Source organism: Phyllobacterium sp. T2-21, assembly GCF_055378485.1.
The window spans coordinates 182,968-196,522 of sequence record NZ_AP027912.1; the positions used below are offsets into that span (position 1 = coordinate 182,968).

General features: G+C 63.0%; 17 protein-coding genes. 12 read left to right on the forward strand and 5 right to left on the reverse strand.

Annotated elements, in window-relative coordinates; genetic code table 11:
• Positions 1-17: 17 nt before the first annotated feature.
• The 9 genes from ACZ5FP_RS00920 (at position 18) to ACZ5FP_RS00960 (ending at position 6,981) form a co-directional block, all read left to right on the forward strand.
• Positions 18-578, forward strand: coding sequence for an RNA polymerase sigma factor (locus tag ACZ5FP_RS00920; protein WP_464661601.1), 561 nt, complete (start codon positions 18-20; stop codon positions 576-578).
• Positions 575-985, forward strand: a complete 411-nt coding sequence (locus ACZ5FP_RS00925; protein ID WP_464661602.1) for a hypothetical protein — start codon at positions 575-577, stop codon at positions 983-985. Before ACZ5FP_RS00920 ends, ACZ5FP_RS00925 begins: the two co-directional genes overlap by 4 nt.
• Entirely contained in the window at positions 986-1,456 is a 471-nt protein-coding gene (locus ACZ5FP_RS00930) for a periplasmic heavy metal sensor (protein ID WP_464661603.1), read from the forward strand.
• A gap of 75 nt (positions 1,457-1,531) precedes the next feature.
• Positions 1,532-2,923, forward strand: coding sequence for a DUF1800 domain-containing protein (locus ACZ5FP_RS00935; RefSeq protein ID WP_464661605.1), 1,392 nt, complete (start codon positions 1,532-1,534; stop codon positions 2,921-2,923).
• A 2-nt stretch (positions 2,924-2,925) separates the two neighbouring features.
• Positions 2,926-4,074: a DUF1501 domain-containing protein gene (locus ACZ5FP_RS00940; protein WP_464661607.1), complete on the forward strand. Its 1,149-nt coding sequence runs from the start codon at positions 2,926-2,928 to the stop codon at positions 4,072-4,074.
• A gap of 30 nt (positions 4,075-4,104) precedes the next feature.
• Entirely contained in the window at positions 4,105-4,434 is a 330-nt protein-coding gene (locus ACZ5FP_RS00945; RefSeq protein ID WP_464661609.1) for a hypothetical protein, read from the forward strand.
• Positions 4,435-4,536: 102 nt separating this feature from the next.
• Positions 4,537-5,214: a FadR/GntR family transcriptional regulator gene (locus tag ACZ5FP_RS00950; RefSeq protein ID WP_464661611.1), complete on the forward strand. Its 678-nt coding sequence runs from the start codon at positions 4,537-4,539 to the stop codon at positions 5,212-5,214.
• On the forward strand, positions 5,211-6,512 hold the full coding sequence (locus ACZ5FP_RS00955; protein WP_464661613.1) for a CynX/NimT family MFS transporter: 1,302 nt from the start codon (positions 5,211-5,213) through the stop codon (positions 6,510-6,512). The genes ACZ5FP_RS00950 and ACZ5FP_RS00955 overlap by 4 nt, the downstream gene beginning before the upstream one ends.
• Before the next feature lie 82 nt (positions 6,513-6,594).
• Positions 6,595-6,981, forward strand: coding sequence for a hypothetical protein (locus tag ACZ5FP_RS00960; protein ID WP_464661615.1), 387 nt, complete (start codon positions 6,595-6,597; stop codon positions 6,979-6,981).
• A gap of 74 nt (positions 6,982-7,055) precedes the next feature.
• On the opposite strand, the gene ACZ5FP_RS00965 is transcribed toward ACZ5FP_RS00960, so the two are convergent.
• Both ACZ5FP_RS00965 and ACZ5FP_RS00970 read right to left on the reverse strand, forming a co-directional pair.
• Positions 7,056-8,405 (reverse strand): MFS transporter, encoded by a 1,350-nt coding sequence (locus ACZ5FP_RS00965; protein WP_464661617.1) that lies wholly within the window; start codon positions 8,403-8,405, stop codon positions 7,056-7,058.
• A gap of 223 nt (positions 8,406-8,628) precedes the next feature.
• Positions 8,629-9,060 carry a DUF3995 domain-containing protein gene (locus ACZ5FP_RS00970; protein WP_464661619.1) on the reverse strand — a complete coding sequence of 144 codons (432 nt, stop codon included), beginning with the start codon at positions 9,058-9,060 and terminating at the stop codon, positions 8,629-8,631.
• A 156-nt stretch (positions 9,061-9,216) separates the two neighbouring features.
• Between ACZ5FP_RS00970 and ACZ5FP_RS00975 the strand changes: the two genes are divergently transcribed.
• The gene (locus tag ACZ5FP_RS00975; RefSeq protein ID WP_464661621.1) at positions 9,217-9,807 is read left to right on the forward strand and encodes a TetR/AcrR family transcriptional regulator; all 591 of its coding nucleotides are present in this window, start codon (positions 9,217-9,219) and stop codon (positions 9,805-9,807) included.
• A gap of 92 nt (positions 9,808-9,899) precedes the next feature.
• On the opposite strand, the gene ACZ5FP_RS00980 is transcribed toward ACZ5FP_RS00975, so the two are convergent.
• The 3 genes from ACZ5FP_RS00980 to ACZ5FP_RS00990 form a co-directional block, all read right to left on the reverse strand.
• Positions 9,900-10,169 (reverse strand): DUF2312 domain-containing protein, encoded by a 270-nt coding sequence (locus tag ACZ5FP_RS00980; RefSeq protein WP_175540565.1) that lies wholly within the window; start codon positions 10,167-10,169, stop codon positions 9,900-9,902.
• A gap of 135 nt (positions 10,170-10,304) precedes the next feature.
• A complete protein-coding gene (locus tag ACZ5FP_RS00985; protein WP_288194956.1) occupies positions 10,305-10,610 on the reverse strand; it encodes a DUF1244 domain-containing protein in 306 nt (101 codons plus the stop codon).
• Between the two features lie 2 nt (positions 10,611-10,612).
• Positions 10,613-11,407 (reverse strand): N-formylglutamate amidohydrolase, encoded by a 795-nt coding sequence (locus ACZ5FP_RS00990; RefSeq protein WP_464661623.1) that lies wholly within the window; start codon positions 11,405-11,407, stop codon positions 10,613-10,615.
• Positions 11,408-11,595: 188 nt separating this feature from the next.
• Between ACZ5FP_RS00990 and ACZ5FP_RS00995 the strand changes: the two genes are divergently transcribed.
• On the forward strand, positions 11,596-12,087 hold the full coding sequence (locus tag ACZ5FP_RS00995; RefSeq protein WP_464663128.1) for a DUF1036 domain-containing protein: 492 nt from the start codon (positions 11,596-11,598) through the stop codon (positions 12,085-12,087).
• On the forward strand, positions 12,084-13,520 hold the full coding sequence (gene pyk, locus ACZ5FP_RS01000; RefSeq protein WP_223613694.1) for a pyruvate kinase: 1,437 nt from the start codon (positions 12,084-12,086) through the stop codon (positions 13,518-13,520). Before ACZ5FP_RS00995 ends, pyk begins: the two co-directional genes overlap by 4 nt.
• The last annotated feature ends 35 nt before the right edge of the window (positions 13,521-13,555 follow it).

The window sequence follows — 13,555 nt, forward strand, 5'->3', positions numbered from 1 at the left end:
GGCAAGCGTGCAAAACCTTGGACAATCGCAACACGGATGAAGAACTGCTGGTGAAGATCGGCCAGCATGACGATGCGGCCGTCCGAACCATGGTGACACGCAAGCTGCCGCGCCTGCTCGCCCTGGCGGCGCGGATGCTTGGCGACCGGAATGAAGCCGAGGATGTCGCCCAGGAAGCCTTTATCCGGCTGTGGCGGCAGGCGGGCAGCTGGCAGGGCGGCCGGGCGACCTTCGATACATGGCTGCACCGGGTCACGCTCAATCTCTGCTACGACCGCCTGCGCCGGCACCGGGAACAGCCGGTGGCCGAGACGCCCGAAAGGGCAGATCCAGCCCCCGATCCGGAACAGTCGCTTTCAACCCGGGACGAAAGCGACCGGATCAAACGGGCCCTCGCCTCCCTGCCCGACCGGCAGAGGGAGGCCATCGTGCTTCAATATTATCAGGAGTTCAGCAATATCGAGGCAGCGCAGATCATGGATATCAGCATTGAAGCCCTGGAGAGCCTTCTGGCCCGTGCCCGGCGCAATTTGCGGACAGCCCTGGAAGAGACTGCCCAACAGGAGAAGGCAAAATGACCCCGCAACGCTTTCAGGAACTGACCGAGATCTATGGTGCCGAGGTGCGGCGCTGGCCGCCGCCCGAACAGGCCGGTGCCGTCGCCTTCATCCGGGAGCATCCCGATATCGCCCAGCCGGCCCTCAGGCTGGCGGCGGAACTCGACGGGATGCTGGCGCAGTACCGGACCGCCCCGGCGGAGGCCGCGCTGCGCGAACGCATCATCGCCTCCTCCGGCAGGTCCTGGTCCGGCTGGAAGCGCGCCCGGCTCTGGTGGCAGGGCACCGGGCTCGCCGGCATCGGATTGGCGGGCGCGATCACCGGCGCCCTTCTCATCGGCGTCATCCATTCCGCCGAATCGCGCGGATATGAGGACCAGGCCTATGCGGTCACCGCCTTCAACATCTCTGATGAACTGGACGAGTAAATGAGTGAACGGTCACGCAACATCCTTCTCGTCGCTTCGCTTGCCCTCAATGTTTTCATTGCCGGCGGCGTGATCGGCGGCGGCTACATCTGGCACACATTCGGTCATTCCTGGACGACGGAGAACCGGCGCGGCGTTCGCTTTGCCGCCGAATATCTGACGCCGGAGCAACAAAAGACCCTGCGGCAAAATCTGGCAGCGGCCCGCAAGGACAATGGACCGCTGGCCGATGCCGGGCGGGCAAGCCGTGCCGAGATTGCCCGGCTGCTGGCACAGGACGCCATCGATCCCGCTGCGGTCAACGCGGAACTGACCAAAGCCCGCGAAGCCGATTTCGCCCTGCGGACCCGCATCGAGCAGACCATCGTCGCCTTTGCCGAAAGCCTGTCGCCGGAGGACCGCAAGACGCTTGTCGAGGGTTTGAAAAAGCGCAATGTCATTTTGCGGCAGACGCCGGCAAAAAAACAATGAATGCCCGCGACGGAATTTTCCTGCTCCCCCGTTCAATGACTGTCAATGCCAGACAGGCTGCGAACGGAGAAGACCATGGTTACAACGGCAACAGATGCGACGGCGGCCATTGCGGTCAATCGCTTCGGTTTGGGAAAGCGGGCTAGCGAACCGCTCCCAGCCGACCCCAGGCACTGGCTGCTCGATCAGATCGGCCGCTACGAACCGCGCCCGGCGGCGTTTGCCCAGCTCCAGACCACACCCGAAATCGCGATGCAGTATGCCAGTGACCGGCAAAAGCTGCAGGCACTCGACGGCGACGAGAAAATCGCCCTGCGCAAGGAGCTGAACAAGGCGGCCCGCCTGCTTTACCGCGGCGAGATCGACGCGCGCAGCCGCAATGCCCTTGCAACGCCCACGCCCTTCCTGGAAGCGCTCGTGCATTTCTGGTCGAACCATTTTGCCGTGTCGGCCGACAATCCCGCGATGCTGAGCCTTGCCGGCGCCTTCGAGCGGGACGCGATCCGCCCCCATGTCACCGGGCGCTTCACCGACCTGCTGTTTGCCGTCGAGCAGCATCCGGCCATGCTGATCTATCTCGACCAGATCCGTTCGGCGGGTCCCGACAGCCCCCTCGCCACGCGCGCCAAGCGGCGCAATGCCGACAAACTGCCGGGAATCAACGAGAATCTGGCCCGGGAGATCATGGAACTGCACACGGTCGGCGTCGGGTCCGGCTATACGCAGAAGGATGTCACGGAGTTTGCCCTTGCCCTCACCGGCTGGTCCGCCGGACGCATGGGCGGCAAGGCCGATGCCAGTCAGGCCGGTGTATTTCAGTATCGCCCCGGCCTGCATCAGCCGGGCAAGCGGCTGATCCGCCGCCGCGTCTACGGCGCGACCGGTGAGGATCAGGCAGGTGCAGTCCTGAAAGATCTGGCCAGCGATCCGGCAACGGCAAACCACATCGCCACAAAGCTCTGCCGCCATTTCATCGCCGACACCCCGCCCCAGGGCGCCGTGAACCGGGTCAGCAAGGCGTTTCTTGCCTCCGGCGGTGATTTGCCGGCGGTGTATCGAGCGCTCGTCGAAGCACCGGAGGCATGGGCCGTGCCGTCTACCAAGATCAAGACTCCCTGGGAATGGCTGGTTTCAGCCATGCGCGGGCTGGATTATCCCGACCTTGGCAAAGCCAACGCCGCCAACCTGTTGAACCAGCTGGGCCAACCGGTCTGGCTGCCGCGTTCACCCGCCGGTTACGACGATATCGCGGGGAGCTGGCTGGCTCCCGATGCGCTGGTGCGGCGGGTGGAGGTTTCGCAAAGGCTGGCGGCAAGGGCGGACCGGTCGCTGAAACCGGAAGAGCTGGCGAACAACCTGCTCGGAAACGCGCTGACCGACAGCACGGCAACGGAAATCAACCGCGCCGAATCCGCCCAGACGGGCATCGCCCTTCTGCTTGTTTCACCTGATTTTCAACGGAGATGAGCATGACCAACCGCCGGGATTTTCTGCGTCTGGCCGCCATCGGGGCGGGATCGATGCTCGTGGCGCCGCGTATCGTCTTTGCCAATGTGGCGAGCGACCGCCGCTTCGTCTTCATCATCCAGCGCGGTGCGGCCGATGGCCTCAACATCGTCGTGCCCTATGCCGACCCTGCCTATGCGCAGCTGCGCGGCAGCCTTGCAATCCAGACGGCCGACGCCATCAAGCTCGACGGCATGTTCGCCCTGCATCCCGCACTCACCGGCATGGGCACGCTCTACGGCAACCGGCAGGCACTGTTCGTGCATGCCGTCGCCTCGCCCTACCGCGAGCGCTCGCACTTCGACGGCCAGAACGTCCTGGAGACCGGCGGCACCAGCCCCTACCAGATCCGGGATGGCTGGCTGAACCGGCTGGTGACGCTGCTGCCGAAATCGGCCGACAAGGCCATTGCCTTCGCCCCGACCATACCGGCTGCCCTGCGCGGCCCGGCGGATGTTACTTCCTATGCGCCCTCGACCCTGCCGGAAGCATCCGACGATCTCCTGCTGCGGGTGGCGCAGCTCTACGACCGGGACCAGCAGTTTCATCCGGTCTGGAGCGCGGCGATGGAGGCACGCGGCTTGTTTCACGACATGGAAACCCGCCAGAATCCCGCCACCGCAGGCAGAACCGCCGCCGAGGCGCTTGTGCGGCCTGACGGCCCGCGCATCGCCATGATCGAAACCAGCGGCTGGGATACCCATAGCGGCCAGGAGAACCGGCTCGCCAACCAGTTGAAGGCGCTCGATGCCATGATCGATGCCATGCGCGACGGGCTTGGCGACGTCTGGCAGCAGACGACCGTGCTGGTGGCTACCGAATTCGGCCGCACCGCCACCGCCAACGGCACCGGCGGGACCGACCATGGCACGGCGACGACCGCGCTCATCCTCGGCGGCGCGGTCAACGGCGGCCGCATCCTGGCCGACTGGCCGGGCCTTGCCCCGAACGCACTTTATGAAAACCGCGACCTGAAACCCACCATGGATCTCGACGCGCTGATCGCGGCGCTTGCCGCGGAAACTTTTGGTCTCGAACCCGAGCGCACCATGCAAACGCTCTTTCCGAACCGCCCCTTTGACCGGTCCCTGCAAGGGCTGATCAGAACGTGAACCACCAACCAACCCTTTGAAGAGGCTATCATGAGAACCATCCTGAGCATGATTACCGGCGGTCTTGTCGCCATTGCCACGCTTGCCGGAGCACAAAGCGCCAACGCCTTGCCGCTCCTGCCGGTACAGGGCGAACACCTGCAATCCCAGGCCGAGCCCGTCTACTGGCGGCACGGCTATTACGGCTGGCACGACGGCTATTACTACAATGGCCACCGCGGCTACGGCTATTACCGGCCGGGCTACCGCTTCTATCGCGGCTACTGGTTCCCGCTCGAAGCATTCGGGCCAAGAACCGTGATCATCGAACGCCCGGCTCCCATCATTGTTCATCGCCGGCCGATCGTGATCTACCGCTGAGACGCCAGACGTCGCCAGTCTCTGTCCATCCGGGGCGCCTTGACAGGCGCCCTGCAGTCCCTTAGTTATCAAGTCATCAGATGACTTTGGGACTTCCGCTCGATGCAGCCTGCCGCCCGCACCAATCTTGCCGATACGGCGATTGACAATATACGCGCCGAAATCGTCAGCAATCGCTGGCCGGTCGGCGACCGCATCCCCAACGAGGCTGCCCTCGCCGACATGCTCGGCGTCAGCCGCGGGACCGTGCGCGAAGCGGTGCGGGTTCTCGTCGCGCAGGGATTTCTCGAGACCAAGCAGGGCTCCGGCACCTATGTCCGCTCGATCATCAACCCGGACGAAAGCCTGTTGCGGATCAGGCGCACCGGCCTGCGCGACCAGGTCGAGGCGCGCTGCGCCCTGGAGGTCGAGGCAGCGCGGCTGGCGGCCCTGCGCCACACTCCGGAGGTCGTCGCCGACCTGCGCCAGCTGCTGGCCGATCGCGGCGAATACGCTGCGGCCCGGCACGATTACTATGTCGAGCACGATCTCGCGTTCCACAAGGCGGTGGTGGCCGCATCAAACAATCTGGCCCTCATCGAAGTCTATGAATTCTTCTCGGTTTCCACCCAGGAAGTCATCCGGGCCACGGTCACGGGCGAACTGCCCGAACCGGACATGGCGGCCCATGCGGCCATCATCGACGCGATTGAATCCGGCGATCCGGACAAGGCGGCATCCACCGCCCGCGCCTTCATGGCCCCCCTTCTCATCGAACTCGATCGGTTGCTCGCATCATGAACCAGCATCTTCCGCCTGAACACCCCAGCCGCCTGGCAGCGGATCTGAACATTGCCGCCGAACAGCTTGTCGATGCCGAGGTGGACAGCGTTCCCCAGCCGCGCGTGCCGGATTTCAAAACCCCTGGCGCGCAGATCCTGTTCGGCCTCAGCCTCGTTCTCATCGCCTACAATCTGCGCCCGGTCTTCTCCAGCGCGTCGGTGCTTTTGCCGGAAATCATCGCCCAGACCGGACTGTCATCCTTCGGCGCGGGCGTGCTCACCACACTGCCGGTGCTCTGCCTTGGCCTGTTTGCCCCGCTGGCGCCGCGTCTCGCCCAGCGCATCGGCGCGGAGCGTACGCTCCTCGGCGTTCTCCTTTTGCTGGCGCTCGGCACTGCCCTGCGCGGGCTTCAATCCCTGCCGCTGCTGTTCATCGGCACGGCGCTGGCGGGCGGCTGCATCGCCATCGGCAATGTCCTGCTGCCCGGTCTGGTGAAGCGCGATTTCGCCAGCCGCACCGGCATGATGACCGGCCTCTACACCATGGCGCTGTGCGCGGGTGCGGCCAGTGCCGCCGGCCTGACCCTGCCGGTGCAGAAGATGCTGGGCGGATCATGGTCGCTGGCGCTCAGCGCCTGGGCCTTGCCGGCGCTGGTTGTCACCGCGATCTGGCTGCCGCAGGCCCTCGCCCGCAAGGTCCGCACCAAACATGCGGGCTTCAAGGTGATCGGCCTCTGGAACGACCGTCTGGCATGGCAGGTCACCCTGTTCATGGGCCTGCAGTCGGCACTCGCCTACTGCGTCTTCGGCTGGCTGGCGCCCATCCTGCGCGATCGCGGCCTTGATGGGACGACCGCCGGTGTCGTGGTTTCCGTGTCGGTCATGGCGCAGGTCTTCACCTGCCTGCTCGTGCCGTCGATTGCCGTGCGTTGCCGCAATCAGAGCCTCATCAATGTGGCGCTGGTCACGATTGCCGTTGCCGGCCTGCTCGGCCTGCTGTTTGCGCCGCTCTCCACGGTCTGGCTGTGGGCGGTCGTCCAGGGCATCGGCCAGGGCGGGCTCATTGCCATCGCCATGACCATGATCGTGCTGCGCTCGCCCGACTCGCATGTCGCCTCGCATCTCTCCGGCATGGCCCAATGCGTCGGCTACATGCTCGCCGCCATCGGTCCGCTGCTTGTCGGCCTGATCCACAGCGTCACGGAAAGCTATGCGGCAACCGCCATCCTGTTTGTGCTGCTCGGCATTGGCGTTGCCATTTTCGGCTGGGGTGCCGGCCGCGCCCTGCAGGTGCGGGCCCGGACCATCACCCTGTGAACGACAGCTAACGGCAGCATTCATCGCCGGTTCAGCCGGCGGGCTCTATATCTGTGCTCAACGAATTAACGTTGAGGACCGCATGATGAAAAAGATACTCGCTGCTCTTCTGGTTGCTGCCGTTTCGATCAGCGCAATCAGCCTCCAATCGGCTCCGGCTCAGGCTGGTGACTACTATTCTTCCTACGATGATGGCGGCTGGTCCGGCGAGCGCTCCTATCGCGACAGCTATTACCGCGACCGCGGCGATGACTACTATCGCGAACGGGATTACTACCGCAACCGGGACTATCGGTCCGAGCGTTCCGACCGTCACAAGAACCGCGACACGGCCATCATTGCCGGTGTTGCCGGACTGGCGCTCGGTGCCGTGATCATCGGATCGCTTGCCAAGCAGAATCAGAACCGCGCGCCGGTCTATGACCGCCCGGCAAGCCGCGACCGCCTGGTCTACGATCCGAACTACTAAATGAGTCATCATAAAAACAAGGCGCGGCCCGCTTTTTCAGCGGGCCGCGCTTTTTGTATTCCGCGACCGGAAAACTAGGCCTCGATATCGACGTCCTTGGTTTCCTTGCCGATGATCAGCGCTATCAATGTCAGCACGGCCATGGCCGAGAGGTAGACGCCAACCCAGAACGGGCTGCCGCCGCCGAGCTTCCACAAGGCAATCGCTATGAAGGGGGCAACCGCGGCGCCGAGGATCGACGAGACATTGTAGGAAATGCCCGATCCGGTATAGCGCATGCTCACCGGGAACAGTTCCGGCAGCAGGGCGCCCATCGGACCAAACGTCATTCCCATCAGGGTGAAGCCGAGGATCAGCCAGGCCATGACGCCAACATTGCCCAGAGACAGCATCGGCACCCACAGGAGGCCGAACACGATAATGGCGAGCGTCACCCAGATCAGTGTCTTGCGGCGGCCCCAGCGGTCCGCCCATGGTCCGGACACCAGGGTGAAGATGCCGAAGAACACCACGCCGACAATCATCATCAGGACGAAGGTCGTGTAGTCATAGCCGAGACCCGCAATCGGTCCGGCCGCGGCGGCGCGGCCATAGCTGAGCGAGAACGTGGTCATCAGGTAGAACAGCACATAGGTGGCAAGCATGTAGAATGTGCCGAGCACGAGCTGCTTCCAATGCGACTGGAACACGGACACCAGCGGCACCTTCTTGATCTCGCCTTTGCTGACGGTTTTCTCGAAGGCGGTGCTTTCGACCAGGTTGAGCCGGACCCACAGGCCGACGATCACCATGACGGCGGAAAACAGGAACGGAATGCGCCAGCCCCAGTCGAGGAATGCGAGGGAGGGCCGCGACGGATCATCCGACGGCAGGATGGCGGCGATGATCAGGAACAGGCCATTGGCGATGATGAAGCCGATGGGCGCACCCAGTTGCGGAAACGTGCCAAAGATCGCGCGCTTTCCCTCGGGTGCGTTCTCGGTGGCGACCAGCGCCGCACCGCTCCATTCACCGCCGAGCGCAAAACCCTGCGCCAGCCGCAGCACGACCAGCATGGCCGGGGCAAACCAGCCCACCGTTGCGAAGGTCGGCAGGACGCCGATGAGGAAGGTAGCGATACCCATGGTCAGAAGCGCGCCGACCAGCGTGATCTTGCGGCCGCGCTTGTCGCCGAGATGGCCAAAGAAGATCGCACCGAGCGGGCGCGCCACCATGGCGGCGCCGAAAATGGCGAAGGACGACAACAGAGCCGTCGTTTCGTTGCCCGGCGGAAAGAACAGATGCGGGAAAACCAGCACCGCGGCGGTCGCATAGACGTAGAAATCGTAGAATTCGATGGTGGTGCCAATCAGGCTGGCCAGAATGACGCGGGACCGCGAATTGGCGGGCGCCTTGATGGACAGCTGTGCTGTGGATACGGACATTGATTTTACTCCCTGACGGCTGAGGCGGCTGCCCCAACGCGAATGCCGGCAGATCACATCAGTCGGAAGAGAAATGGATCATGAAAAGATAGGTGGGCAGCGAGACGATTATACCCGTCGCCGGGCCAGTTCAAGAAATTTAAAGCCGTTCGCGATGCTTCATGTGAAGTTTAATATCGCGCAATGCCCGTCAAACGTTCAAAACCAAAAAAGCGGGGCGCATTCAGGCGAACAGCAACACACCGAAACCCGCCCCGATGACGAGGCACAGCGGGCCGTAATAGCGGCGGTCCAGTGTCAGGAAGGGCTCCTCGGCCTGCCGGTTGCGGAAAAACGCAGTGAAGCTGAGGCCGCCGCGCGCAAGGAATATGACCGTCAGCACCAGCATGCCGAGACGGAGCAGCGAGGCCGGCAACAGCGCCGGAATGATGGACAACTGCATCGGGGCGAGAACACCGGCGGTGAAGATCAGGACGGCAACGACAACGGTCACCCCGCGTGACGGCATTGTGGAAATCCCCTTCGACCCGACCACGGTCCGAGCCAGGGACAGTTGATCGCGCGCCGGCCACAAACCGCCGAACCCCCAGTAGAGATGCAGCGCCGCGACGATGGTCAGCGCGATGAACACGAGCCATGCCAGAGTGTGCATCATCGCCTGCCCGCCCGGACGTGGAGCGTGACCGGGGACACGATTGCAGCGGTGGCAGTGCATTTGCTCATGATACGTCCTTCAATCCAGTCGACCATACGGTGGCGTATATAAACATTGCCGCTTGCCCTGGTCAATACGGCAGCGTATGGAATGGCAATGCCGACCCGAAAGACCCTCTCAGCCGAAGACTGGATCAGCGCCGCCTTCCGCGCCCTGAGCCAGGGCGGCGCGCAGGCGATCCGAGCCGAGGCGATTGCCCGCGATCTCAAGGTCAGCAAGGGCTCGTTCTACTGGCATTTCAGGGATGTGCCGGCACTGAAGGCGCAGATGCTGGCGCACTGGCAGCATCTGGCGACCGATGCCATCATCAGCGATGTCGAAGCCATCGGGACAACGCCCCGGGAGCAACTGCAGGCACTGGTGATCGAGGCAACCGGCGTGCCAAGTTCGGCCTATGGCGGCGACCGGACGGAAAGCGCCATCCGCGAATGGGCCCGCCATGATGCCACGACTGCGGCAATCCTCAAATCGGTGGATGAACGGCGCCTGGCCTATCTTGTGCAGCTTTTCCGGACGTGCGGCCAGTCCGCAGACCGGAGCGGAACAAATGCCCGGATTCTCTACGGCGCGCTGATCGGCCTGGAAATTCTGGCATCGCAGGGCCTCGCCGATGTCCGGGCGAACATGCTTGAACTGCTTGGATATCTTCTGGGGGAAAATCCCGCGGGCAGGACTTCGCGGGGGTAGTCTAGAGCGAGCAGCCGACCAAACGGGATCGGATGGGGTGCAGCGCTGTCTGCACATCCAATCCCGTTTCAGCTGTCGTTTGTCCTGAAGGCTCAGACCATGCCGAGGGCGTTCATGTACAGCTCGAGGATCGCTTCCTCTTCCTTGCGCTCGTTCGCATCCTTCTTGCGCAGGCGGACGATCGTGCGGATGATCTTGGTGTCGTAGCCGCGGCCCTTGGCTTCCGCCATCACTTCCTTGATGTCGTCCTGAAGCGTGGTCTTTTCTTCCTCAAGGCGCTCGATGCGCTCGATGAACTGCCGCAATTCCGCAGCCGCAACACCTTCGACACCGCCCTGTGGCGCTACATCATCCATGCTCATATCTTGCTCCGTAAAAATTGATTGTGCGACTCGCGAATGCCGCCTCTGCGGTTCCGATGCCCGACCACAGCGCAATGAGTCAAGACAATAGAGTCGGGAGCAGGGCGGTTTCGGCCGCCGCTGCGGCGTGGTTCGTCAATGCGAAGGCTTATTGACCTCAAAGGCGGCCTTCTGCGCATCGCTGGCCTCGCGCTGGTGCTTGGCCTGCCATTCCGCGTAGGGTTCGCCATAGATAATCTCACGCGATTCATCCTTTGACAGGGGCACGCCCGCCGCATCCGCCGCTTCCCGATACCAGTTGGACAGGCAGTTGCGGCAGAAACCGGCCAGATTCATCAGGTCGATGTTCTGCACGTCGCTGCGCGCGCGCAGATGCTCCAGCAGCCGCCGGAACGCGGCGGCTTCAAGGGCGATACGCTGTTCTTCGCTGACATTGCTCATGATCAAACCTCTTCCAGTGGGCCGGTGCGCGAGCCGTATTGCCTGATAACATGTATATCGGGATCGGCGTTGATCGCGTCAAGGATCGGGGCAAGCCGGTCTGCCCATTCATCGACACCCTTCTCGTCGGCGATCAGATCCTGCCGCACCTCGATCAGCGCATGGGCAAGCCCCGGCACGATGCAATGCTTGAACATCGTGTCATTGCGCAGCGCGCCGTCATAGGGTTCGTTGTCACCGACCACCAGTTGCGGATCGGCTTCCAGGGCTTTTATGAGCGGCAGAACCGCGCGCGGATCGCTATCCCAGAGAATGCCCGCATGCCATGGCCGCGGCGTCGTTTTCCAGAAGGCGGTGAAGGAATGGATGGAAATGACCAGCGGCGCCTTGCCGCTCGCCCCGGCAACCGCCTGGATCATGTCCGAAACAGCCGTGTGATAGGGGCGATAGAAATCATTCACGCGTCTTTGATGCTCGGCGTCCGGCATCGGGTTGTTTCCCGGAATGATCGCTCCGTCGGAGAGGCGCATGATCAGGGTGGGATCGTCTTCGCCGCGGTTCGGATCGATCAGCAGGCGGGAAAACCCGCCCAGCACAGCCGGAACACCGAGCATTGCCGCCAGTTTGCGCGTCAACGGCTCGACGCCGATATCATAGGCGATATGCCGTTCGAACTGCTGCGGCGGCAGCCCGAGGGAGCCGTATTCCTCCGGCAGATCCCGGTGGGCATGATCGGCCAGAAGCACCAGTCCTCTGTCATTGCTGCCATGGACGAGATGAAAGGGGGAAAACGGCATTGGAACGTTCTCTTGCGCGATTATTCGGGAGAATTTTTTGTGTTTCATGCCCTGATCGGGAATGCAACCATCAATCTTTTGTCACAGGTCAGCAGGAACGGCATGTTCCGCCCATTAGCGCGTTGACAATGCATGTGAAACTGCGGAAAAGGAGTCTAAGACGGACGGAGGCAATATTGCGCAGGGGCATCATTTTCCGCGCTGACCAGCATCAGCGGACGCGATGGAGCAGCTTTCTAGCGGCTTTTTTATTCATTTTCGCAGCAGGCAGTGTCTTTGCGCCGGATGAGGCCCATGCGGATTTCCGCGTGTGCAACACCACGCAAAATCTGGTGGGCGTTGCGCTTGGCTACCGGGCGAAGACCGGCTGGATCACCGAGGGCTGGTGGCATGTCAACGCATCCTCCTGCACCACGCTGGTCGTCGGTCCGCTGACGTCGCGCTATTATTACCTCTATGCCGAGGACGCCCAGAGCGGCGGCCGCTGGGATGGCAAGGTCAACATGTGCGTGGCGGAAAACCAATTCAAGATTACCGGTATCAATGATTGTTTTGCACGCGGGTTTCAGCGGGCGGGATTTCAGGAGTATGATACCGGCGAACAATCAAGCTGGATGGTCCAGCTTACGGAAGAAAATCCTCCCTCAGCTCCAATTGTAACGGATACCCCTCCTCGATGAGACGCCGCCGTAAGGTCAAAATCCTCGCCACACTGGGTCCCGCTTCATCCGACGAAGCGATGATTCGCAAATTGTTCGAAGCCGGTGCCGACGTGTTCCGCATCAACATGAGCCATGCCAGCCATGATCTCATGCGCGAACTCGTGCGCCGCCTGCGCAATGTCGAAAAGGAAGTGGGCCGCCCGATCGGCATTCTCGCCGATCTGCAGGGACCAAAGCTGCGCGTCGGCAAGTTCGCCGAGGGCAAGGTCGACCTCGTTCCCGGCCAGATCTTCACCCTCGACAACAATGAAGCGCTGGGCGACAACACCCGCGTGTTCCTGCCGCATCCGGAAATTCTCGAAGCCGTCGAAGCGGGCCACCGCCTGCTGATCGATGACGGCAAGCTGGCGCTGGTCGCCGAATCGTCCGATGGCAAGTCGATCACCTGCCGCGTCGTGTCCGGCACCAAGATTTCCGACAAGAAGGGCGTCAGCCTGCCCGATACCACGCTGGGCGTCGGCGCCCTGACGGAAAAGGACCGCCGCGATCTCGATGCCGTGCTGCAGGAAGAGGTCGACTGGGTGGCCCTGTCGTTTATCCAGCGGCCGGAGGATCTTGCCGAAGTGCGCAAGATCTCGCGCGGCCGCGTTGCCCTGCTCTCGAAGATCGAGAAGCCGCAGGCCGTCACCCGTCTTGCTGAGATCATCGAGCTCTCCGATGCGCTGATGGTTGCCCGTGGCGATCTTGGCGTTGAAATGCCGCTGGAATCCGTTCCCGGCATCCAGAAACAGATCATCCGCGCCTGCCGCCGCGCCGGCAAGCCGGTCGTCGTCGCCACGCAGATGCTGGAATCGATGATCACCGCGCCGGTCCCGACCCGCGCCGAAGTGTCCGACGTGGCAACGGCCGTGTTCGAAGGCGCCGATGCCGTGATGCTATCGGCCGAATCGGCCGCCGGTGACTACCCGGTCGAAGCGGTCTCCACCATGGCCCGCATCGCCGAAGAGGTCGAACGCGACCCGAACTATCCCGGCATCATCCATGCGCAGCGCCCCGAGCCGAACGCCACCGGCGCGGACGCCATTTCGCTTGCCGCCCGGCAGATCGCCGAAACGCTCAACCTGTCCGCCATCGTCACCTATACGGCATCGGGCACCACGGGCCTGCGCGCAGCGCGTGAACGGCCATTGCTGCCGATCATCGCCCTGTCGCCGGTTGTCGAGACGGCACGCAAGCTCTCGCTCGTCTGGGGCCTGCACTGCGTTGTCACGGAAGATGCAACGGACCTTGACGACATGGTCGACCGCGCCTGCCACATCGCCTATCAGGAAGAATTCGGCAATCCGGGTGACCGCATCATCATCTCGGCCGGTGTGCCGCTGCGCACGCCAGGCTCGACCAACATGCTGCGCATTGCCTATATCGGCTCGGATGGGCTGACAGGGATCTGAAAAAGATCATTCGGGTTGGCGGTGATCAGCCGCCG